At 70.7% G+C, this 21,997-nt stretch carries 26 protein-coding genes; 7 read left to right on the top strand and 19 right to left on the bottom strand.

The genetic code is table 11. The features are described 5' to 3' along the window. Positions 1-13: 13 nt before the first annotated feature. The 5 genes from ACWGO0_RS22370 to ACWGO0_RS22350 form a co-directional block, all read right to left on the bottom strand. The gene (locus tag ACWGO0_RS22370) at positions 14-730 is read right to left on the bottom strand and encodes an HAD family hydrolase (protein WP_453537659.1); all 717 of its coding nucleotides are present in this window, start codon (positions 728-730) and stop codon (positions 14-16) included. A 98-nt stretch (positions 731-828) separates the two neighbouring features. After that, entirely contained in the window at positions 829-1,701 is an 873-nt protein-coding gene (locus tag ACWGO0_RS22365) for a GntR family transcriptional regulator (RefSeq protein ID WP_453537656.1), read from the bottom strand. A gap of 48 nt (positions 1,702-1,749) precedes the next feature. Then, a complete protein-coding gene (locus tag ACWGO0_RS22360) occupies positions 1,750-3,000 on the bottom strand; it encodes a GNAT family N-acetyltransferase (protein WP_453537652.1) in 1,251 nt (416 codons plus the stop codon). Positions 3,001-3,081: 81 nt separating this feature from the next. Then, entirely contained in the window at positions 3,082-4,059 is a 978-nt protein-coding gene (locus tag ACWGO0_RS22355; protein ID WP_453537649.1) for an asparaginase, read from the bottom strand. Between the two features lie 56 nt (positions 4,060-4,115). Then, positions 4,116-4,832, bottom strand: coding sequence for an RsiG family protein (locus tag ACWGO0_RS22350; RefSeq protein WP_453537647.1), 717 nt, complete (start codon positions 4,830-4,832; stop codon positions 4,116-4,118). A gap of 114 nt (positions 4,833-4,946) precedes the next feature. Here ACWGO0_RS22350 and dtd point away from each other — a divergent pair, with 114 nt between their 5' ends. Further along, complete coding sequence (gene dtd, locus ACWGO0_RS22345) at positions 4,947-5,396, top strand: D-aminoacyl-tRNA deacylase (RefSeq protein ID WP_453537644.1); 450 nt, start codon at positions 4,947-4,949, stop codon at positions 5,394-5,396. A gap of 46 nt (positions 5,397-5,442) precedes the next feature. Here dtd and ygfZ read toward each other — a convergent pair whose 3' ends face one another. The 6 genes from ygfZ to ACWGO0_RS22315 form a co-directional block, all read right to left on the bottom strand. Continuing rightward, complete coding sequence (gene ygfZ / locus ACWGO0_RS22340; RefSeq protein WP_453537641.1) at positions 5,443-6,408, bottom strand: CAF17-like 4Fe-4S cluster assembly/insertion protein YgfZ; 966 nt, start codon at positions 6,406-6,408, stop codon at positions 5,443-5,445. A gap of 206 nt (positions 6,409-6,614) precedes the next feature. Further along, on the bottom strand, positions 6,615-7,055 hold the full coding sequence (locus tag ACWGO0_RS22335) for a Fur family transcriptional regulator (protein WP_453537638.1): 441 nt from the start codon (positions 7,053-7,055) through the stop codon (positions 6,615-6,617). 71 nt (positions 7,056-7,126) lie between these two features. Continuing rightward, a complete protein-coding gene (locus ACWGO0_RS22330; RefSeq protein WP_453537635.1) occupies positions 7,127-7,699 on the bottom strand; it encodes an FABP family protein in 573 nt (190 codons plus the stop codon). Positions 7,700-7,983: 284 nt separating this feature from the next. Next, positions 7,984-8,814, bottom strand: coding sequence for a hypothetical protein (locus tag ACWGO0_RS22325; RefSeq protein ID WP_453537632.1), 831 nt, complete (start codon positions 8,812-8,814; stop codon positions 7,984-7,986). Then, a complete protein-coding gene (locus tag ACWGO0_RS22320; RefSeq protein WP_453537629.1) occupies positions 8,811-9,683 on the bottom strand; it encodes a hypothetical protein in 873 nt (290 codons plus the stop codon). Before ACWGO0_RS22320 ends, ACWGO0_RS22325 begins: the two co-directional genes overlap by 4 nt. Further along, positions 9,680-10,510 (bottom strand): hypothetical protein, encoded by an 831-nt coding sequence (locus tag ACWGO0_RS22315; RefSeq protein ID WP_453537626.1) that lies wholly within the window; start codon positions 10,508-10,510, stop codon positions 9,680-9,682. The genes ACWGO0_RS22320 and ACWGO0_RS22315 overlap by 4 nt, the downstream gene beginning before the upstream one ends. A 107-nt stretch (positions 10,511-10,617) precedes the next feature. Here ACWGO0_RS22315 and ACWGO0_RS22310 point away from each other — a divergent pair, with 107 nt between their 5' ends. Beyond that, entirely contained in the window at positions 10,618-10,980 is a 363-nt protein-coding gene (locus ACWGO0_RS22310; protein ID WP_453537623.1) for a DsrE family protein, read from the top strand. A gap of 15 nt (positions 10,981-10,995) precedes the next feature. Here the strand turns inward: ACWGO0_RS22310 and ACWGO0_RS22305 are convergent, their stop codons facing one another. The 8 genes from ACWGO0_RS22305 to ACWGO0_RS22270 form a co-directional block, all read right to left on the bottom strand. After that, on the bottom strand, positions 10,996-11,256 hold the full coding sequence (locus ACWGO0_RS22305) for a DUF3099 domain-containing protein (RefSeq protein ID WP_453537619.1): 261 nt from the start codon (positions 11,254-11,256) through the stop codon (positions 10,996-10,998). A gap of 265 nt (positions 11,257-11,521) precedes the next feature. Next, positions 11,522-11,809: a DUF1416 domain-containing protein gene (locus ACWGO0_RS22300; protein ID WP_453537616.1), complete on the bottom strand. Its 288-nt coding sequence runs from the start codon at positions 11,807-11,809 to the stop codon at positions 11,522-11,524. A gap of 33 nt (positions 11,810-11,842) precedes the next feature. Then, entirely contained in the window at positions 11,843-12,688 is an 846-nt protein-coding gene (locus ACWGO0_RS22295; protein WP_453537613.1) for a sulfurtransferase, read from the bottom strand. Positions 12,689-12,834: 146 nt separating this feature from the next. Beyond that, positions 12,835-12,915, bottom strand: coding sequence for a putative leader peptide (locus tag ACWGO0_RS22290; RefSeq protein ID WP_350310325.1), 81 nt, complete (start codon positions 12,913-12,915; stop codon positions 12,835-12,837). 191 nt (positions 12,916-13,106) lie between these two features. Further along, entirely contained in the window at positions 13,107-13,796 is a 690-nt protein-coding gene (locus tag ACWGO0_RS22285; protein ID WP_453537610.1) for an LmeA family phospholipid-binding protein, read from the bottom strand. Positions 13,797-13,959: 163 nt separating this feature from the next. Next, positions 13,960-15,231 (bottom strand): hypothetical protein, encoded by a 1,272-nt coding sequence (locus ACWGO0_RS22280; protein ID WP_453537607.1) that lies wholly within the window; start codon positions 15,229-15,231, stop codon positions 13,960-13,962. A gap of 10 nt (positions 15,232-15,241) precedes the next feature. Continuing rightward, a complete protein-coding gene (locus ACWGO0_RS22275) occupies positions 15,242-15,496 on the bottom strand; it encodes a MoaD/ThiS family protein (RefSeq protein WP_453537604.1) in 255 nt (84 codons plus the stop codon). Between the two features lie 54 nt (positions 15,497-15,550). After that, positions 15,551-16,426: an alpha/beta hydrolase family protein gene (locus ACWGO0_RS22270; protein WP_453537601.1), complete on the bottom strand. Its 876-nt coding sequence runs from the start codon at positions 16,424-16,426 to the stop codon at positions 15,551-15,553. 256 nt (positions 16,427-16,682) lie between these two features. Here ACWGO0_RS22270 and ACWGO0_RS22265 point away from each other — a divergent pair, with 256 nt between their 5' ends. From ACWGO0_RS22265 to ACWGO0_RS22245, 5 genes are all read left to right on the top strand, one after another. Further along, positions 16,683-17,489: a response regulator transcription factor gene (locus tag ACWGO0_RS22265; protein ID WP_453537598.1), complete on the top strand. Its 807-nt coding sequence runs from the start codon at positions 16,683-16,685 to the stop codon at positions 17,487-17,489. 24 nt (positions 17,490-17,513) lie between these two features. Next, positions 17,514-18,557, top strand: a complete 1,044-nt coding sequence (locus tag ACWGO0_RS22260; RefSeq protein WP_453537595.1) for a LacI family DNA-binding transcriptional regulator — start codon at positions 17,514-17,516, stop codon at positions 18,555-18,557. 113 nt (positions 18,558-18,670) lie between these two features. Then, on the top strand, positions 18,671-19,711 hold the full coding sequence (locus ACWGO0_RS22255) for a S1C family serine protease (protein WP_453537592.1): 1,041 nt from the start codon (positions 18,671-18,673) through the stop codon (positions 19,709-19,711). A gap of 93 nt (positions 19,712-19,804) precedes the next feature. Next, the gene (locus tag ACWGO0_RS22250; protein ID WP_453537589.1) at positions 19,805-20,536 is read left to right on the top strand and encodes a response regulator transcription factor; all 732 of its coding nucleotides are present in this window, start codon (positions 19,805-19,807) and stop codon (positions 20,534-20,536) included. Further along, complete coding sequence (locus ACWGO0_RS22245; RefSeq protein WP_453537586.1) at positions 20,533-21,984, top strand: sensor histidine kinase; 1,452 nt, start codon at positions 20,533-20,535, stop codon at positions 21,982-21,984. Before ACWGO0_RS22250 ends, ACWGO0_RS22245 begins: the two co-directional genes overlap by 4 nt. Positions 21,985-21,997: the final 13 nt, after the last annotated feature.

Raw genomic sequence — 21,997 nt, 5'->3', positions numbered from 1 at the left:
CGGCGCCCGGGCGTCAGTGACCTCGCTCCCGGCCGCGCACCGTGTCGGGCACAGCGAGGAGCAGCGTCTTCAGCGAACCCAGCACGACCTGCGCACCGGCGGCCCGCAGCTGCCCGTCCTTCTCGCCGTTCCTCGCGTAACCCAGAAACGGCACTCCCGCGGCGCGGGCGGCGTGCACGTCGTCCACGGAATCGCCGATCATCAGAGCGTCGGCCGCCGAGGTCCCCGTCGATTCGAGCGCCCTGTACAGACAGTCCGGGTCCGGCTTGAGACGTCCCGGGTCGAGGGTCCTGCCGTGGATGTGCTTCTCGGGAAGTCCGGCCACCCGCCACACATCGAGGAACCGGATCACCGCCGCCGGGGAGTTGTTGGTCGTGACGGCCATCCGGTAGTCGGAGTCCGCGAGACGCCGGATCAGCGGCAGGGCGAACGGGGTCGGCTCGGTCTTCGCCGCCGCCTCGCACTCCTCCAGGGAGAGGAACTGTTCCAGCTCCCGCACCGCCGCCACCGGCACGCCGCGGGCCGAGGCGGCACGCAGGACGGCCAGCGGGTCCCGGCCGGCCTCCCGGCCGATCAATTCCGCCGGGTCGGCCCCGAGTTCCCGCATTCTCGCCACGAGCCGCTCCGCCACCCCGTCCGCCGGATGGCGGGAGAAGAGCGGGCACAGGGGGCCGTCGAAGTCGAAAAGTACACACTCGGCAGATGCAAGCAGGCCGCGCAGGTCGGTCATGTCGCTCCGTCCGTCGAGGGCAGGCTGACAAACTGCACCTTCGGCCTTTCATCCTGCCTTAATGCCTCTACAGAAGGCGTCAGTTGACGCACCGGACATCAGGACCTGAGATCCAGATCGGTCGCGATGGTGTTCCACAGACCGTCGAACCACGCCTGGGACTGCGCCACGAACAACTGGTCACGCACCCCCGCCGACGTCTCGAAGGGGAAGAGTGTCGAGTCGCTGCCCAGCGCGTCGAAGAGCTCGACGCGGCTGCCGTCGATCAGCTCCTCCCGCTTGGCCACCGTGTAGTACGCGAACAGCGCCTCGGAGCCGTTCAGCAGATAGAGCTTCACGGGCGGGGTGAAGGGCAGCGCCTTCAGGGCGACCTCGACGTCCATGCCTCGCGCGCTGCGCAGCGACTCCAGATTGTGCTTCAGCACCTGTAGTTGCGAGTTGCGCAGTCGCAGCCAGCGGTCATGGACCAGCTGGTCGTTCTCCACCGGTTCCGCGCGACGGGGAAAGGCCAGATCGAGCGTGCGGGCCGGAAGCAGTATGCGCACCCGCACGCTACTCGGGGCCGAGCCTCCCGCCCTGATCTGCTGGAGGGGTTCCGCCAGGGCGAGCGTGAGCGACTCGGCCGTCAGACACAGCGCGTCTATCCGCACGGCATCTCCCTGGAACGCGGCCTGAATCCGGGGTCTGAGCCCTGCCGCCGTCTGCAAAGGGGTCTCGTTGTACGCCGGTTGAGCGACCTTCGGCGGGGCGCCCCGGGTGACGGCAGTGAGCAGGCCGTCAATCTGGAGATGCCGGAGCGCCTGCCTGATCACCCCCCGCTCGACATCGAACTCCGCTGCCAGCTCGGACTGCGTCGGGAGACGATCACCGGCCCTCAGCTCACCGGTACGGATACGCGTGCGCAGAACGTCCGCCACCTCCAGGGGTGAGGACTTCCGGTCGCCGTTCATGGCTGTGCGCTCAGCAGTCACAGATCGACGCTACAACTTCTCACTGACAAAAGGGTGTTGCCGATCCCCTCAGAACATGTCCGGGCACCAAGCCCGCCGCCCCGCCCGGAACGCCGCATCCGCAACCGCCGCCGCGCCCGCCCTGTTCTCCTCGATCCGGCCGAGGTCCATCAGCCGCAGTACCGACTCGTCGCCCAGATACAGCGTCCCCAACTCCCGTACGTCCAGGGTCAGATCGGCGCTCTCCGTCGTCGGGGTGCAGGAGGCGCCCGTCGGGGAGGCGTCCAGGCGGAAGCGGCCCGCGGAGAGGCCGGAGGCGTCGTGGATGTCCAGGACCAGGGTGGCATCCGTCGCGTAGGTGCGGGCCTCCAGCGCACGGGCGACGTCCAGGATCCTCAGCCACAGCCAGTCCGCGTGGGTCGCGATGCGGGCGGCGCGCGGGTCCGGGAGGAGCAGGGGGAGCAGGTCGTCGGGGGCGCGGTAGCCCGTGCGTACCTTCGCGATCCAGTCGATCGAGCAGATGAAGTGCCACAACGCCCGCTCCGCCACCGGAGTCACCGCGATCAGCTGCTTCACCGTCGCCTTGTTCAGCGGCTGCTTCGCATCGCCCCAGTTGTCGTCGGCCAGGTACACCGCCAGCCCGTCGACCTCGCCGTCCGCCGAGCGGTAGACCGCGTAGAAGGGGTCCTTCCATCCGTCGGACGCGGGCACGCCGACCCCCGTGTTGAGCTCCCACCAGCGCTCGTCGCGGCTGATCACGCCGGGCGTGCGGGCCGCGAGGCGGTCATGGAGTGCGGGGCCGAGCTTGCGTACCTCCGCGCCCTCCACCAGGTCGATCCGGCCGCCGTCCGCCGCCGAGGGAACCGGCCGGCGCGGGTCCAGGGCGGCGCGCGTGACGTCGATCTCCCATTCCGTGGTCCACGTAGCCGGGCCGAAGCCGAACCGCCCGTAGATCGGGTACTCCGCCGCTATCAGCGAGGCGACCACATCGCCCCGCTCCTTCGCCGCCGCCAGGTCCGCCGCCATCATCCGGCCGAGCAGCCCGCGGCGGCGGTGCGTGGGCGTCACCGTGACCCCGCTGATCGCGTCCGCCTGCACGGTGGCGCCGCCGACGACGGTCAGCTCCTGCGCGAACGACCGGAAGGTCGCCACACACCGCTCACCGTCGAAGACACCCCGCACCCGGCTCAGGTCCATATGGGGCAGCCGCCCCTCGATCTCGTCCTCGGCCGGCGCCGCCGAGCGCAGAAAACCGGTGCCCACGGCCCTCAGCCACTCGGGGAACTCGGACGCGGAGACGGTACGGAGATCAAGGCTCATGAGCCCACGCTAATCACAGTCCCGCGGGAATGTCGCGTGCATTACGGGCCACCGAAAGGGCACCGAAACGCGGCCCTGCCGTCAGAACGCCGCGCGGATCCCGCCCACTTCGGCGCTGCCGCCGAGCAGCGGCGACCGGCCGATCCGGGAGACCACCGGGGCGTCGATGCCCAGCAGCTCCAGCGAGCGGGCCAGTACCGGCCCCAGCGCCCGCGTCGCACCGTCGTCGATCTTGAAGGCCAGGGCCCGGCCATCCGCCAGCGCCACCGCCTGGACCGCCTCCGCCCCCATCTTGGACAGCGTGCCCGGCACCTCCCGCATCAGCCACGTGTCGGGCCGCCGCGTCCCCGCGACGTACTCCGGGTGCGCGCGCATCGCGTCCGCGACCCGCCGCTCCGCCGAGCCCGGCTCCGCCAGTACGAAGGACCGGAACGCCCGCGCGAGGCCCACGAGGCTGATCGCCATCAGCGGCGCCCCGCACCCGTCCGTGCCCACCGAGGCGACCGGCTCGCCCGCCGCCTCCTCGACCACCTGACGGGTCAGCTGCTGGAGCGGGTGCGCCGGGTCGAGGTAGCTCGCCGTGTCCCAGCCGTTCCGTACGCAGACCGCGAGCATCGCCGTGTGCTTGCCGGAACAGTTCATCGTGAGCCGCTCACGGACCTGCCCCGCCGCGAGATACGACTCGGCCTCGACCGGGTCCAGCGGCAGGTCCGCCGGGGTCTGGAGATCCTCGGGCGTCAGTCCGTATTCGGCGAGCATCTTGCGTACGAGTTCGAGGTGGAAGCCCTCCCCCGAGTGGCTCGCCGCGGCCAGCGCCAGCCGCTCCCCGCCGAGCTCCAGTCCGGCCCGCAGGATCGCGGCGGCCTGCATCGGCTTGTTGGAGGAGCGCGGAAAGACGGGCGCGGCCGGGTCCCCCAGCGTGTGCTCCACACTGCCGTCGGCGGCCAGCACGACCAGCGACCCCCGGTGGAGGCCCTCGACGAAGCCGGACCGTACGACCTCGGCCAGCACGGGCCGGGCGGGGGCTATGACGGGCGAGGACACGGCGCTGGAGGTCATGGTGGCTGCTGGCCTTCCGGGGAACGGGCGGGTGACCCGCCCCCGGAAGGATTGCCTCAGGCGAGCAGGTCGTCTACTTGTGCTTCCCCGTCACGGTACCTGCGCGCGATCTCCGCGCTGCAATCGTCGGCGGTGCGCTGGAGCCGGTGACGGCGCCGGGAGACCTGCTGCTCGTAGCGGACGAGCCGCCCCATCGCGGTGTGCAGCTCGTCGTCCGTCCGGGCGTCGAGATCGGACAGCTCCACCTCGGCGAGCGTCTCCGCGGCCAGCTGCCGGTACTCGTCGCTGCGCGGCGTGGTGAGGGTGACGTGCCGGGCGGACGACCGGTGCAGGGACGGGGTGTCGGCGAGGATCTCCGAGAGCCGGTCGACCACCGGGGACTCCGGGTCCCGGCGGCGGGCCAGCTCGGCCTTGAGGATGTCGATGCGGCCCTGGACCAGCCTGCGTACGTAACTGAGGTCGGCCTCGTCGCGCTGCGCCTCCTTGCGCAGCGTACGCAGTTCCGGCAGACGCAGACCGCGGAACTCGGGCTGCGCGCGGACTGCGGACAGCCCGTCCCCGGCACCGGTCACCATGGCCTGTTCGGGTACGGACACGGGGCCGGAGACGGGGCCGGACACGGGTAGGTTCGTGGCCGTCGGCCCCGGTCCGGGGACGGCGCCCTGCTGCCCGGGCCCCTGCGGGACACCGCTCCGCTGCACGGGTGGCCGCATGATGCCGGTACGGGTCGTCGGTACGGCACCGGGTGACTGCCCGGCTCCATATGTACTCATGCTGTTCCGTCCCCTCGACCGGTGCGTCGGCACACCGGCATGTGCATGGTGCCACCCCGCATGCTTCCCACGCAGGTGCTCTGTACCCGTTCAGCCCAAGATAGGTTGGTCTGTATGCGTGCAGTGGTACAGAGAGTGGACGGCGCGTCCGTGACCGTGGCGGATGCCGCGGGCGACCCGCCGGGGACCGGAGTCGTCGGCGAGATCGTCGGCGAGGGGCTGTGTGTGCTGGTGGGGGTCACCCACGGGGACACCCCGGAGAAGGCGGCACAACTCGCCCGAAAGCTCTGGAGCGTACGCATTCTGGAGGGCGAGAAGTCCTGCTCCGATGTGAATGCCCCGCTTCTGGTCATCTCGCAGTTCACCCTCTACGGGGACGCCAGGAAGGGCCGCCGGCCCACCTGGAACGCCGCCGCACCAGGAGAGATCGCGGAGCCCCTCGTCGACGAGGTGGTGGCGCAGTTGCGGGCACTCGGCGCGCATGTGGAGACGGGCCGGTTCGGAGCGGACATGCGTGTCTCGCTCACGAACCACGGCCCGTTCACCGTACTGATCGAGGTGTAGCCGAGCGGGGTGCGGCAGCGACGGTGGACACTCGCGCGTAGAAGAACTACGGCTCGACGACCGTCTCCTGGGCCGCCGCCGTGTCCCCCGCCATCAGTTCCGCGTCCACGGCGACGTTCCGCTTCACCAGGGCCAGCGCGATGGGGCCCAGCTCGTGGTGGCGGGCCGACGTGGTGATGAAGCCCAGCTGACGGCCGTCGGGACCGTCCGATGCCAGCCGTACCGGCGTTCCGTGACCGGGCAGGAGCACCTCGCTGCCGTCCAGGTGCAGGAAGACGAGCCGGCGCGGCGGCTTCCCCAGGTTGTGGACGCGCGCGACCGTCTCCTGGCCGCGGTAGCACCCCTTCTGGAGGTGGACGGCCGTGCCGATCCAGCCCAGCTCGTGCGGGATGGTGCGGTGGTCGGTCTCGAAGCCGACGCGCGGCCGGTGGGTCTCGATGCGCAGCGCCTCGTACGCGAGGATGCCCGCCGCCGGGCCGTGCGCGGCGGCGTACGTCTCCAGGTCGGCGCGCGGCAGGAAGAGGTCCCGGCCGTGCGGGGTCTCCCGTACGGCGACGCCCTCGGGGACCTCGGCGATGGAGCCGGCCGGCAGATGCACGACGGCGAACGAGTCGGTGCTGTCGGCGACCTCGACCCGGTAGAAGAACTTCATCGACTCCAGATAGGCGATGAGCTCGCCCTGCGTGTCCGGCTCGACGTGCATCCACACCGTGTCGCCGTCGTCGACGAGATAGAGGGCGTGCTCGATGTGCCCGTTCGCCGAGAGGATCAGGGCCTCGGTGGCCTGGCCCGGCGCGAGATCACTGACGTGCTGGGTGAGCAGCAGGTGCAGCCAGGCCAGCCGGTCGTCGCCGGTGACCGTGACGACGCCCCGGTGCGACAGGTCGACGAAGCCGTTGCCGTCGGCGAGGGCGCGTTGTTCGCGGAACAGGTCGCCGTAGTGCCCGGCGACACCTTCGTCGCGGCCTTCGGCGGGGACGGCGCCGGGCAGGGACAGCAAGGGGCTCTTCATGCGCCCAGCCTACGGCCCGGGGGCAAACCGGGTCCGAGCGCCTAGGGCCTGTCCGGCGGATCAGGGTCGGATAGGGCGCGGCGTCTGGTGCGGTGCATCGCAAGGCGCCGGAGCGTCCTCATAGCGGAGCTATGCGGGCGTTTCGGCAACGCGGCGAGGTGCCGTGCCAGACGGCGTGACCCCGGCCATGATCCGCCGGACAGGCCCTAGGCCTCGGGCTCGGAGGCCGATTTCGCCACGCAGTCCGCGCAGCGGCCGAAGATCGCGAAGTGCTTCATGTCCGTCTCGAAACCGAACGTGGTCCGCAGCTTGGCGGTGAACTCCTCGACCACGCCGACGTCGGCCTCGATGACGTTCGTACAGTCCCGGCAGACCAGGTGGATGTGGTGGTGGCGGTCCGCCAGGTGGTACGTGGGAGCCCCGTGGCCCAGATGCGCGTGGCTGACCAGACCGAGCTCCTCCAGGAGCTCCAGGGTCCGGTAGACGGTGGAGATGTTCACGCCGGAGGCGGTCCTGCGCACCTCGGAGAGGATTTCGTCGGGCGTCGCGTGCTCCAGCGCGTCGACCGCCTCCAGGACAAGCTGACGCTGCGGCGTCAGCCGGTAGCCACGCTGCCGAAGATCGGTCTTCCAGTCGGTGCTCACCACAGGCCCAGTGTAGGTGGCGGCGAGCACCGACCCCGGATTCGCCGGCGTTCCGTCTGCTCGAGGAACGCGATCTACTTGAAGAAGGCGATGCCGTCGTCCGGCAGGTCCCCGAGGCCCCTCGCCATCTCGGCGACTTCCTCCGGGGTGACGACCTTCTTCAGGTGCGCCGACATGTACGGGCGCAGCTCGACGTCAGGGGTGGCCTTCTCGCCGACCCACATCAGGTCGCTCTTCACATAGCCGTAGAGCCGCTTGCCACCGCTGTACGGGCCGGAGGCCGCGGTGCGGGCCACCGCGTCGGTGACGAGGTCGATCTGCGGCTTCTTGTCGGCGATCTCGCCGTACCAGATCTCGACGATGCCCTGGTCACGGACCATGACGACCTCGACCTTGCGGTCCTTGTCGACGCGCCAGTAACCGGACTCGCTCTCCAGCGGCCGGACCTTGTTGCCGTCCTCGTCGAGCACCCAGGAGTGCGAGACGTACTCCAGGAAGTCCCGGCCGTCGTGGGTGAAGGAGACTTCCTGGCCGAAGTTGCACTTCTCGGCGCCGGGGAAGTCGGAGACGCCCGCACCCGTCCAGTTGCCGAGGAGGAAGACCAGCGGGACCAGGTCCGGATGGAGGTCGGACGGAATCTCGATCATGAGCGGCTCAGACCATCTGTGAGGGAGAGGCGGAGTTCGGCGAGGGTCAGCGCTGGCCCTGGTAGAGCTTCTTCACGGTCAGACCGGCGAACGCGAGCACGCCGACACACACCAGGATCAGCAGGGCGGAGAAGAAGGCCTCAAGCACGGGAGCTCCTCGGAACGAACGATATGGCCGCAGTACGGGGCCGGGCCCCAGCCTAATGGGTTGGGGCCCGGCCCTCTCGTTCAGGTCCTCGGCTACTCAGGTCCTCAGCTACTCAGGTCCTCAGCTACTCAGCTCCTCAGCCGAGGAGCTGGGTCTGCAGGATCACCGACTGGTGGAACGGGATCCGCTCGGTGCCGGCCTTGCCGTCCCTGGAGTGCACGATCAGGGCGACGGTGTCACCGGCGACGGTGTACGCCTGGCGGACGTGCTCCTTGCCGTACGGCTTCTTCTCGCTGAACACGTACGACACGGTGTCGTGCACCCGCCCCGAGCTCGACCAGCTCTCGTCGAAGTCCACCTCGGGCGCCGTGGCGAGCGAGGTGCCCGCGGTCGCGCCGACGTGGAGGTCGTCGCGGAACGCTTCCGCGTACGCGGTCGAGTTGAACCGCAGCAGATAGATCCGGGACTCGGTGCCGTCCGGCATCGTCCAGCCGCGCGCGGCGATGTGCCGCAGGGCGGAGTCGCGGAGCGTACGGGTGATGTCGGCGCGCTTGTCGGCCTGGTACTCGGCCGCGTACTGCGCGGGTGTCACCCAGCCGCCCGTCAGCTTCTTGTCCTGTGTCGCCCCTGCCGGGACAGGCAGCAGAAGCTTCCGCAGGTCGGCGTGGTGCACCCCGGCGACGTTGCCGTGCGACAGGGGCCTCGGCGCTCCGGACGGAAGGGCGGGCAGGGCCAGTTCGGGGTACGCCCAGCGACCGTCGCCCTCGGTCGCGAGACCGGGCACATCGGTGCGCTCCATGGACGCGATGCCGTACGCCGTCCCGGTGCCGAGGCCACCGCACACCAGCACGGCGGCGGTCCAGCGGGCGACGGCGCGCAGCACGCGGCGCGGCTTGCGGGGTGCGGGGGATTCGGGCGCGGCGGCCGGGGCAGCCGGCTGCTCGATCGGGGCGGTCGGCTCGGTCATACGTACTCCCCCGGGGACGCGATGTGGTCCAGCTGGTCCTTGAGCAGCTCCGCGACGGCGCTCCTGTCGAACGGCTCGCTGCCGGTCGCCGAAAGGGACACGAGCACCCCGCCGTCGTACGCGGCGCAGAGCATGCCGTCGAGGTCGGACTTGTCGTCCTTGGGCATCAGGAAACACGTGGCGTGCTTGTGGCCCTTGATCTTCGGGCCGTCGCGGAGGACGCCGAGGGAGTCCAGCAGCCCGGTCCGGAAGGTGTACAGGTCGCGTACGGCCTTGCGGTCCTTCATCTTCACGAGCTGCGTCTCCACGACGAGGTCGTCGGTGTCCGCGGTGTACGAACGCTGCACGATGCCCTGGACGTCGTACCGGTCGATCCGCTTCTCCAGCTCGCGACGCTGCTTTCCGGCGAGCCCACGGCCCGACTCCTTCATGGCCGCCGCGGCCTTCCTGCCGCTCGTCTCGCTGTCGTTGCCGTCGGCGCCCAGGTCGGGGCCGAGCCGGTAACCGGAGGGGACGGGCAGCAGCAGCTTGCTCAGCTCGGTGCCGGCGCGGCCCCGGGGCGGGTCGCCCGCCGGGTCCTTGGCCGGCTCGCGGTCCGGCTTCTGCCAGACGGCGGTGCTGACGGTCCGGTCGGCCCCGTCCACGGTGGACTTCGTGTACGCGGCGGCCCCGCCGACGGCGCCGAGCACCAGGACGAAGGGCAGGACCCCGAGGACCACGCGCCGGGCCTTGCCGGACCGTGCGGGCGGGCCGCTCGCGGCGGGGACCTCTGCCGGGCTCTCCACGGGGGTCGCCGCAAGGCTCTCCTCCGGGCTGTCCGTCGCGGTCACGGCCGCGATCTCCCCGGGCGTGTTGACGTCGTCGTTCACAGGCGCTCCAGCTGTCGCTCGGCCAGGGCGCGGATGTCCTTCTTGGCGACCGGCTTGGTGTCGTAGACGTCGATCTCCATCATCACGTCGCCCCGCTGGGCGACGGCGCGGGCCCGGTAGAGCGGCAGATAGCCCGCCTCGTTCCTGACAGGGTAGAGGTAGTAGCGGCCGTTGCCGCTCCCCTTGATGGCGTGGCCCGCGTTGCCGGCGCCGTGCTCGGTGCCGTCCATGTAGGACAGCTGGCCCTCTGCGTGATCGACGGCCCCCAGCTCCGTACCGCTGCGGAACTGGACGAGCCGGATGTGGACCTCGCGCTGACCGCGCTCCCAGTTCGCACCGGCGATGCGGCGCAGGTCCGTGGTGAGGAGCTCCTCGAACATCCCCGCCTCGTCCTCGAACTTCTCGGCGTAGACGCCCGGGTTCACCCAGCCGTCGAGGACCTCCACGTCGTCGAGCGTGCTCCAGCCCTTGGGCTTGGCGAGCAGCACCTTGCGCAGATCGCCGTCCGTGACGGCCCGGTGGTCCTGCGAGGCGGGCAATGGTTCGGCGGCCTGGTCCGCCGGCAGCGGCTTCGCCGGGTACGCGAGGCCCGGCTGCGAGAGTGCGGTCAGCGGCGTCGGCGCACGTTCGGCCTGGATGCCGTAACCGGCGGCCGTACCGCCCGCGATGCCGAGCAGCGCGGCGGCGGCGATCAGCAGCGTCGTGCGGCCTCGCGGACGCGGGCGCGGCGGTGTGGCCTGCTCCGGAGCGGCCGTGGGAATCTCCGGCGGCCGGGGCGGGGCTTCGGGCGGGGCTTCAGGCGGCGAAATGGTGTCGTTCAGTTCCAAAATGGGTCCCCCCACGAGACCTTGAGGCGCAGATTCCGTTACCTGCGCACACCACTGACCCGCGGGTACCCGTGGAGGTTGCACGGCCGCCTATTACAGTTCGGCATATGCCGAAGAAGCTCGTGATCAAGGTGACCGCCGGGGCCGATTCGCCCGAGCGCTGTTCTCAGGCCTTCACCGTGGCGGCCGTGGCCGTCGCCAGTGGTGTGGAGGTCTCGCTCTGGCTGACCGGCGAGTCCGCCTGGTTCGCCCTGCCGGGGCGCGCGGCCGAGTTCGAGCTGCCGCACTCCGCCCCGCTGTCCGACCTGGTCGATGCGGTCCGTGCGGGTGGCCGGATCACCCTGTGTACGCAGTGCGCGGCGCGGCGCGACATCTCCGAGAAGGACGTCCTGGAAGGCGTACGGATCGCGGGCGCGCAGGTCTTCGTGCAGGAGATCATGGGGGACGGCGTCCAGGCCCTCGTGTACTGAGTCCCGGCCACCGAACTACTGGCGCCGCTTCTTGCCGTCGAGCTCGTCCCACCACTCGTCGGACTTCGGGTCACCGGAGGGATCGTCCCACCAACGGTCCTCCGGGCCCCGCCGGTTGGCGACCATCGCCGCGATCGGCGGAATGACCATCGCGACGACGCACATCCCGACGGCGACGGGCATCGACCAGAGCCGCACGACGGCCCAGGCGGAGACGAAGAGGACGATGCATCCGCCCATCATCAGGAAGTAGACGCGGCGGCGCCGTGTGTACATGCCTCCAGGGTAGGACCGAAAGGCGCGAAGGGCCGCACCCCTGTTCAGGTGGCGTCCAACCCCCTGGGGTGCGGCCCTCCGGCCGGTCATGCGCGAGAGCCTGTCCGGCGGATCAGGGCCGGATAGGGCGCGGCGTCTGGTGCGGTGCATCGCAAGGCGCCGGAGCGTCCTAATAGCGGAGCTATTCGGGCGTTTCGGCAACGCCGCGAGGTGCCGTGCCAGACGCCGTGACCCCGGCCATGATCCGCCGGACAGGCCCTACGCGTCACACAGCGATGGCGACCTCGGCGAGGCCTCCGGTCTGCGCGACGACCGTGCGGTCCGCGCTGCCGCCCGGGACGAGGGCGCGGAGCGTCCAGGTGCCCTCGGCCGCGTAGAAGCGGAACTGGCCGGTCGCCGAGGTCGGGACCTCGGCGGTGAACTCGCCGGTCGAGTCCAGCAGGCGCACGTAACCGGTGACGGGCTCGCCGTCCTTGGTCACCTGGCCCTGGATCGTGGTCTCACCGGGCTTGATCGTCGAAGCGTCGGGGCCGCCGGCCTTTGCTCCACACATGCTGGTCTCCTGAGGGGTCGAAGGTCGGGGGGATTACTTGTTGGCGCCGAGCTCGATCGGCACACCCACGAGGGAGCCGTACTCGGTCCACGAGCCGTCGTAGTTCTTGACGTTGGCCTGGCCGAGCAGCTCGTGCAGGACGAACCAGGTGAGCGCGGAGCGCTCACCGATGCGGCAGTACGCGATGGTGTCCTTCGCCAGGTCGACCTGCTCGTCCTCGTAGAGGGCCTTGAGCTGCTCGTCCGACTTGAAGGTGCCGTCGTCGTTGGCGTTCTTCGACCACGGGATGTTGCGGGCGCTCGGCACGTGGCCGGGGCGCTGCGACTGCTCCTGCGGGAGGTGCGCCGGGGCGAGCAGCTTGCCGCTGAACTCGTCGGGCGAGCGCACGTCGACCAGGTTCAGGCTGCCGATCGCCTTCACGACGTCGTCGCGGTAGGCGCGGATCGACTCGTCCTGCGCCTTGGCCTTGTACGAGGTGGCCGGGCGGGACGGGATCTGGTCGCCGTCGACGAGGTCGCGGGAGTCGAGCTCCCACTTCTTGCGGCCACCGTCGAGGAGCTTGACGTCCTGGTGACCGTAGAGCTTGAAGTACCAGAAGGCGTACGACGCGAACCAGTTGTTGTTGCCGCCGTAGAGGACGACCGTGGTGTCGTTGCCGATGCCCTTCGCCGACAGCAGCTCCTCGAAGCCGGCCTGGTCGATGAAGTCACGGCGAACCGGGTCCTGGAGGTCCTTGGTCCAGTCGATCCGGATCGCGTTCTTGATGTGGTTCTTCTCGTAGGCCGAGGTGTCCTCGTCGACCTCGACGATGGCGACCTTCGGGTCGTCGATGTGGGCCTCGACCCAGTCGGCGTCTACCAGGACGTCTGCGCGGCTCATGTGTTTCTCCTCCGGGGCAGTCTGCGGCGGGGTGGTGCGATGTGCGGGGTGTACACGCGGATGCACGGCGGCGATGCGTGTACGGAGGCACGGGGCGGGCCCTGACAACGGTCGAAGGGCCTGGGGGAAACGGGAGGCGATCCCGCTCAGAAGGTGCGACAGAGCATGGCGGCGACGCGGCACAGGTCTACTGCCCGCCGCTTCGTGAGATCCGCCTGTCGCTTCATGGGTCCGATCGTAGGGACGTACGGGTGGAGATGTCACCGTCGTGTCGGATTGTGAGACACGATCATCCGTGATGTGAGACGAAGAAGCCCCCGCGCAGGCGCGGGGGCGGTCGTCCGGCGGCTCGCGCACGCCCGTCATCTACGGGTCGGACGCAACCGTCTCATTATCTGGCGCGGGCTTGTATGTGGCGCTATCCGGCGAGCGCGACGTCCGAGCCGGTCACCGAGATCTCCAGACCGCTCTCGGTCACCTCGATCTTCTGGAGCTTCAGACCGTTCGGCAGGCCGCCGATCTTGCGCTCGAAGTCCGTCTTCTGACGGACCAGACCCTCAAGACCGGGGATGCCCTCGCCCGGAACCTTGTCGGCGTGCACCCGGATGGTGTCCCCGTCGACCAGCGTGACGGTGGAGATCACACTGCGCGAGAGGGTGCGGCCGAGGATGCTGATCTCGCCGGTGACCTTCACCTTGCCGTTGCCGCCGTAGGCGACGGTGACGTCCTTGTTCGCGGCCTCGGTGAGGTCCTCGTACGAGACGACGGCCGTGCCCGTGGCACGGGCGGCCGTGGCGCTGGAGTAGCCCGCGCCCAGGGTCACCTGGTGCAGCTGGGCCCTGATCTCACTGATCCGGAGCGTGCGGCCGGCGGCGCTCGCCTGGATGCCGGTCAGCTTGACGTCGACCTGGCCGAGCTCCGAACCGGCCACCTGGGTCAGGAACGGGAAGCCCTTGATGGAGACCTCCGTCGAGCCCGCCTCCGCACCGCTGAACCGCACCCGGCCCTCTGCCTCGGACTCGGCGAAATACACCGCGGCGCGGTCGACGACGACGAACACACCGCCCAGAACCACCGCGATGATCAGCAGTATCCGCAGTGCACGCATGCCTGTTCCTCCCCCACCTGACCGCTCGGACCCCGTGGCGCGTGAGCCTACTGCGACAGCGCGGCACGCCCGGGGTGATCGACGAACGGGGGCACCCGGTCGGTTCCCCGAGCCCCGGCGAACGGCCGGAAAGCGACGGGCGGCAGCGGGTGCGGCGAAGGGGTCAGGCGATCGCGCGGCCGATCAGATAGACCGCGGGGGCGGCGGCGGTCAGCGGCAGCGCCACCCCGGCCGTCATGTGCACGAACCTCGACGGGTAGTCGTAGCTGGCCACCCGCAGCCCGATCAGCGCGCAGCCACCGGCCGCGAGCCCGAGGAGCGCGCCCTTGGAGCCGAAGTCGGTGAACCCGCCCACCGCGACGCCCGCACCGGCGGCGGCGAGCAGCGCCACGACGACCGAGGCGGCGCCCGGCAGCGGAAGCGCCCTGGCCAGAACGGCGGCGGCGACCGCCACACCACCCACGGTCACCGCGTCCGGGATCGCCGCCAGATGTCCGGCCGCGAGTACGGCGAGGGCCGCCGACACGACGGTGGCCATCAGCCCGGACATCCGCTCGTCGGCGCCCGCGTGGCTGCGCAGTTGCAGGACCACGGTGAGCAGCACCCACACGCCGAGCGTGCCGAGGAGGGCCGCGGCGGCGTTCTCGCGGCCCGCGGCGAGCAGAGCGACATCGGCCGCAAGGCCGCCCATGAAGGCGAGCGCGATGCCCTGCCGGGCCGGCCACATGCCGTTGAGCCTGAACCATCCGGCGGCCGTCACTGCCTGGAGCAGGACGAGCGGTACGAGGAGGGCGTACGGCCCGATCGCCGCACCGAGGGCGAGCAGCAGACCGAGGCCCGCGGTGATCCCGGCCGGCTGCATGCCCGGCGCGATGATCGGCGAGCGTCCCTCGGCACGGGCGCGCTGGGCATCGGTGATCCGGCTGTTGCCCACCGTGGTGGGAGAGCTGTAGGTGGCGGCGTCCGGCGCACGCCCGGCGCTGTCCGGCACCGAGGCCGGGGCGACCGGAGCGACCGGCACCTCGGGAGGCAGCGGGTAGGAACCCGATGCTCCCGGCTGCTGCACCGGTGACTGCTGGACCTGGGGCTGGGGCTCGGCCTGGGCCTGAGCCTGGGGTTGGGGCTGCACGGTCGGCTGGTACTGGGTGTCCCAGGTCTGCCCCTGCCACGTCTGCGTCGCACCCTGGTCGGGCAGACCGTGCTCCGCGGGCGAGGCGGGCTGCGGCGCCTGCTGGGCCGGCCAGGCGGACTGCGGGTCGTACGGTGCGGGAGCGGGGTCGGCGTACTGCCCCGCGTACGGGTCGGCGTACTGCTGACCGGCGTGCTGCTGACCGGCGTACTCGCCGGAGGGCGCCTGCGGCGGCTCCGTACCCGGGTGCCCGTCCCCGTACGCGTACTGCTGACCGTACGGAAACTGCTGATCGCTGCTGCTCATGGTCTGCGGTTCACCCTCCTGCGAACGGCGGGAGCACCTCGACCGTGCCGCCCTCGGCAAGGCGTACGGTCTCATGCCCACGGGTCCCCACGGGGGCCCCGTCGACGAGGAACGAACACCTTTGCAGTACGCGGGTCAGCTCGCCCGGGTGCCGCTCGCGCACCGCTTCGAGCGCCTCGGCGAGCGTCGCCGCTGCGTACGGTTCCTCCGCGGTCCCAGCGGCGGCCTTGGCCGCGGCCCAGTAGCGGATCGTTCCCGCTGCCATGGCTCCACCCTTTCCTCGTGCGTCAGCCCTCGTGCGTCAGCTGTCCATCATCGGTCACCGCGCGGCCGTCCAGTCGGCGATGCGGGTGAGCAAGCTCTCGTCGGCGGCGTTCTCCGCGTGCCCCATGCCTCGCTCCAGCCACAGTTCGGCGCCGCCCCGCGCGGCATCGGCCAGCATCCGGGGGTGGTCCAGCGGGAAGTACGGGTCCTGGTCGCCGTGCACGATCAGCAGCGGGAGCGGGGCGATCAGCGGGACGGCGGCGACCGGGGAGAGCGGCACAGGGTCCCAGTCCCTGCGGTCGATCCGGGTGCCGAAGCCGTAGCGCCCGACGATCCGGCCCGCCGGGCGGGTGACGATCCAGTGCAGGCGGCGCATCGGAGCCGTACCCCGGTAGTACCAGCGCGCGGGGGCGCTCACGGAGACGACCGCATCCGTGTGCGCCGTCTCGTGCGCTTCAGTGCGCCCCTTGCGCGCCGCAATGCCTCCGCGGTCCGTATACAGCGCGGCATGTCTCAGCACCACGGAACCGCCCATGGAGAAGCCGACCGTAACGACCCGCTCATGTCCCAGCTCACGCGCCCAGGCGACCGCCGCCGCCAGATCCTGGACCTCGCGGTCGCCCACCGTCGACACTCCGCCGGACTTCCCGTGCCCCCGGAAGGAGAACGTGATCACGGCCGCACGCTGCGCGAACACCCGCGCCGCACGGCGCACTGCGGGCCGGTCGGCGGAGCCGGTGAAGCCGTGCGCGAGGACGATCGCCGTACCGGCGTCCGCCCCGCCGAAAGCGGGCCCGGCACCCGCCGTACACGGCTCGTACACCGCCTCGATCCGGGTCCCGTCATCGGTGCGCAACGTCGTGCGCAGGGCAGCCTGCGTGATCAAGGGAACAGAAGAACTCAGAAACGGACCCTCGGAGACAGAACGCATGTGGGCTATTCTGCTTCGAAGAGGATCCGGGCAATGCAGCCCCCGGGTCCTTTTGTGCTTTCCAAGCGTTGTTACGGAGACGTTTCAACAAGCTCAGCGGCCCCAGGGCGCGGGGCCACACCAGTACGAAGCATTACCGCACTACTCCCCCGGGTCCGACCCGGGAGTGCCCCTCATCGCAGGGAACGAGGAGGACCGACGTAATGGGCGAGCAAATCGTGCACGATCGACCGACGACCCAGGCAGGTGGGCGGCGATGAGTTCACTGCTGCTTCTGACGAATGCCCTTCAACCGTCGACGGAGGTGCTTCCCGCCCTCGGCCTCCTGCTGCACAGCGTGCGGGTCGCCCCCGCCGAAGGACCCGCTCTCGTCGACACCCCTGGTGCCGACGTCATTCTCATCGACGGCCGCCGCGACCTTCCGCAGGTGCGCTCGCTCTGTCAGCTGCTGCGGTCCACGGGACCCGGCTGTCCGCTGATACTCGTCGTCACGGAGGGCGGTCTCGCGGCCGTCACCGCCGACTGGGGCATCGACGACGTGCTGCTGGACACCGCGGGCCCGGCCGAGGTCGAGGCACGGCTGCGGCTGGCCACCGGCCGTCAGCAGATCGTGTCCGACGATTCCCCGATGGAGATCCGTAACGGTGATCTTTCGGTGGACGAGGCGACGTACAGCGCGAAGCTGAAGGGAAGGGTCCTCGACCTGACCTTCAAGGAATTCGAACTGCTCAAGTACCTCGCCCAGCACCCGGGCCGCGTTTTCACCCGCGCCCAGCTGCTCCAGGAGGTCTGGGGATACGACTACTTCGGCGGTACGCGGACGGTCGACGTCCATGTCCGGCGGCTGCGCGCCAAGCTGGGCCCCGAGCACGAGTCGCTGATCGGTACGGTCCGCAACGTCGGCTACCGCTTCGTCGCACCGGAGAAGGTCGAGCGTGCCGCGGCCGAGGAGGCCAAGGCCAAGGCGGCGGCGAACACCACCGCCGAGCCCGTCACCCGTTCGGAGCAGCCGGAGGAGTCCCAGCTCACGGAAGAAGCCCCGGTCCGGCCTGCCAACAGGTAGGTCCATCCGCGTAGACTGCCGCGCGTGGCCAAGGTGACGCGGGACGATGTGGCGAGACTGGCGGGGACGTCGACCGCGGTCGTCAGCTATGTCATCAACAACGGACCCAGGCCGGTCGCCCCGGCCACGCGCGAGCGGGTACTCGCCGCCATCAAGGAGCTGGGGTACCGGCCCGACCGGGTCGCCCAGGCGATGGCGTCGCGGCGGACCGATCTCATAGGCATGATCGTGCCGGACGCCCGTCAGCCGTTCTTCGCGGAGATGGCGCACGCAGTCGAACAGGCAGCCGCCGAACGAGGGAAAATGGTCCTCGTCGGCAACTCCGACTACCGGGACGAGCGCGAGGTCCACTACCTGCGGGCGTTCCTCGGTATGCGGGTCTCCGGGCTGATCCTGGTCAGCCAGGGCCCCAGCGAGCGTGCCGCCGCCGAGATCGAGGCGTGGGACGCCCGGGTGGTGCTGCTGCACGAGCGCCCCGAGGCGATCGACGACGTCGCGGTCGTCACGGACGACATCGGCGGCGCCCAGCTCGCCACCCGCCACCTGCTGGAGCACGGCTACGAGTACGTGGCGTGCCTCGGCGGCATGGAGTCGACCCCGGCGGTCGGCGACCCGGTCGCGGACCACGTCGAGGGCTGGCGCCGGGCGATGCACGAGTCGGGCCGCTCCACGGATGGCCGGCTCTTCCAGGCCCCGTACAACCGTTACGACGCCTATCAGGCCGCCCTCGCGCTGCTCGCCGGTCCCGACCGGCCCCCGGCGATCTTCTGCTCCACGGACGACCAGGCCATCGGCGTGCTGCGCGCGGCGCGCGAGCTGCGTATCGACGTGCCGGGTGAGCTGGCGGTGGCGGGCTTCGACGACGTGAAGGAAGCGGGTCTCACCGACCCGCCGCTGACGACGGTCTCCTCCGACCGTCCGGCGATGGCGCGGGCGGCCGTGGACCTGGTCCTCGACGACTCGCTGCGCGTGGCGGGGTCGCGCCGCGAGCGGCTGAAGCAGTTCCCCTCGGCGCTGGTGGTCCGGCAGTCGTGCGGCTGCGGCGAGCCGAAGGCCCCGACTCCGTAGTCCCCGTACGGGGCGGCCCTTATGGCGGCCCTTATATGGGGCATACAGGGTTCTGCCGGGCTTCTCAGGGCACCCTCAGCGTCCTCTCATATTCGCCGGACACGCTCGTGTACATGACTGAGAGCCACCGCCCGAGCGGCGAGTACCCGACGTACCCCTCGTACGGCCACGACTCGTACGGCCACGACTCGTACGGCAGCGACGCTGCGGCTTACCCGCCGCCGCCCCCGTACGAGCCCACGCAGCCGAGGCCCGAGCGGCGCCGCGTCAAGCGTCCTGTCGCACTGCTGGCGGCCGTGGCGATCGCGGCGGCGACGATCGGCGGCGGCACCGCGACCCTCATCGGACAGCTCACCGACGGCGGCTCGAACCCCACCGCATCCGGCGGCGCCGTGCAGGGCACGACCGTCTCGCAGAGCAGCGCCGGCACGGTCTCCGGCGTGGCGGAGGCGGTGTCGCCCGCGATCGTCGAGATCGGTGCCACGTCGACGGCGGGCCAGTCCACCGGTTCCGGTGTCGTCATCACGTCCGACGGCGAGATCATCACCAACAACCACGTCATCTCCGGCGCCTCCGAGATCGAGGTCACGCTCAGCACCGGCAAGAAGTACACGGCCGAGGTCGTCGGCACGGACCCCGACAAGGACCTCGCGCTCATCAAGCTCAAGGGCGCGAGCGGGCTGAAGACGGCCTCGCTCGGCGACTCCTCCGAGGTGAAGGTCGGCGACCAGGTCGTCGCGATCGGCTCGCCCGAGGGCCTGACCGGCACCGTCACCAGCGGCATCGTCTCCGCGCTGGACCGTGATGTCACGGTAGCGAAGGACGAAGACCCGGACCAAGGGCAGCAGCAGCAACAGGGCGGCGGTGACTGGCCGTTCGAGTTCGGCGGGCAGCAGTTCAACGGGGACACGGGTACGTCGAAGACCACGTACAAGGCGATCCAGACCGACGCCTCGCTGAACCCCGGCAACTCCGGCGGCGCGCTGATCAACATGAACGGCGAGATCATCGGTATCAACTCCGCGATGTACTCACCGAGTTCGGCAAGCGCCGCGGGCGCTTCGGCGGCGGGCAGCGTGGGCCTCGGCTTCGCGATCCCCGTCGACACCGTCAAGGCCGACCTGGACACCCTGCGGGCGGGCAACGGGTCCTGACCCGGCCCGCAGCGCGCCGCACGCCGTCGCGCGACGGCCGTGCAAGGCTGACAGCACCCCGATGAGGCCGGAACGAGAAGAGGACGACCAGCGATGAGCCCCGCCGAAGACGATCCGCAGCGCATCCTGATCGTCGACGACGAGCCCGCCGTGCGCGAGGCCCTGCAGCGCAGTCTCGCGTTCGAGGGGTACGGCACCGAGGTCGCCGTCGACGGTTACGACGCCCTCACCAAGGCGGAGTCGTACGCCCCCGACCTGATCGTCCTGGACATCCAGATGCCGCGCATGGACGGCCTGACCGCCGCCCGCCGCATCCGGTCGACCGGCACCACCACACCCATCCTGATGCTCACCGCCCGCGACACGGTCGGGGACCGGGTCACCGGCCTCGACGCGGGCGCCGACGACTACCTGGTCAAGCCGTTCGAGCTCGACGAGCTCTTCGCGCGCATCCGCGCCCTGCTGCGCCGCAGCTCGTACGCGGCGGCGCAGGGCGCGGACCTGCCCGACGAGGACGTGCTGTCCTTCGCCGACCTGCGGATGGACCTCACCACCCGCGAGGTCACACGCGGCACCCGCCGCGTCGAGCTGACCCGCACCGAGTTCACGCTCCTGGAGATGTTCCTGGCCCACCCGCGTCAGGTGCTGACCCGCGAGCAGATCCTCAAGGCGGTCTGGGGCTTCGACTTCGAACCGAGCTCCAACTCCCTGGACGTGTACGTGATGTATCTGCGCCGCAAGACGGAAGCGGGCGGCGAACCCCGCCTCGTCCACACGGTCCGGGGCGTGGGGTACGCGCTGCGGGCGGGGGGTGGGGAGGGGTGACGGGTCTGGTACGCCGCTTCCGCGGCCTCCCGCTCCGCTCCCGTCTCGCCCTGCTGGTCGCCACGGCGGTGGCGGTGGCGGTGGCCGCCGTGGCGGCGGCGTGCTGGTTCGTGACGAAGGCGCAGCTGGAGCAGCAGCTCGACGAGTCGCTGCGCGGCTCGGCCGACGAGAAGTACGTCCAGGAACTGATCGCCGCCTGCGCGGGGGCGACGAACGCACTCCGGCAACCGCCCCCGGGCTCGTACACCATGCAGATCATCAACGCGGACGGAAAGATCTGCCGCACGGTGGAGACCTCCGAGATCCCGGCCACCAGGGACGACATCGCGGTGGCCAAGCGGGAGCAGCGGGTCTCCCTGCACTCCGCGACGGCCGAGAACGGCAAGGAGATGCGGGTCTACACCTACCAGTACCCGCCGTCCGACAGGGCCCAGAGCCTGCTGCCCAACAGCACGGTCGCCGTCTCCGTGGCCCGCCCGCTGAGCGAGATCGACAACCCTCTCTCCACCCTGGCCTGGGTCCTCCTCATCGTCTCCGGCATCGGCGTGGTCGGCGCCGGCGCCGCCGGTCTCTGGGTCGCCCGCTCCGGCCTGCGCCCCGTCGACGAGCTCACCGACGCCGTCGAGCACGTCGCCCGCACCGAGGACCTCACCGTCCGCATCCCCGTCGAGGGCGAGGACGAGATCGCCCGGCTCTCCCGGTCCTTCAACACCATGACCGCCTCGCTTGCCACCTCCCGCGACCGGCAGGCGCAGCTCATCGCGGACGCCGGCCACGAGCTGCGCACCCCGCTGACCTCCCTGCGTACCAACATCGAACTGCTCGCCCGGAGCGACGAGACCGGCCGGGCCATCCCGCCGGACGACCGCAAGGCGCTCATGACCTCCGTCAAGGCGCAGATGACCGAGCTGGCCTCCCTCATCGGCGATCTCCAGGAGCTGGCCCGCCCCGACGCCGCCCAGCCCGGCCCCCTCCAGGTGGTCGCCCTGCACGACATCACCCGTACCGCCCTGCAGCGGGCCCGGCTGCGCGGACCCGAGCTGACGATCACGGAAGAGCTGGCTCCCTGGTACGTACGGGCGGAACCGGCCGCGCTGGAGCGGGCGGTCGTCAACGTCCTCGACAACGCGGTGAAGTTCAGTCCGCCGGGCGGCACGGTCGAGGTCACCCTGCACCGGGGCGAGCTGACCGTCAGGGACCACGGCCCCGGCATCCTGGCCGAGGAGCTCCCTCACGTCTTCGAACGCTTCTGGCGTTCCCCGTCGGCCCGCCAGCTCCCCGGTTCGGGCCTCGGGCTCTCCATCGTGGCGCGCACGGTCCAGCAGGCGGGCGGCGAGATCACGCTGCGCCCGGCGGCCGGGGGCGCGGGCACCGAGGCGTCGATCCGGCTCCCGGGCGCCCCCCAGCCACCACCCGACGCACCGAGCACGATCGCCGGACAGGCTTGATGACTCAAGCCCG

It is taken from the genome of Streptomyces sp. NPDC055749 (assembly GCF_053617235.1).
Note: the sequence above shows the minus strand (reverse complement) of the source record. Positions and strands in the feature narration are given on the sequence as shown.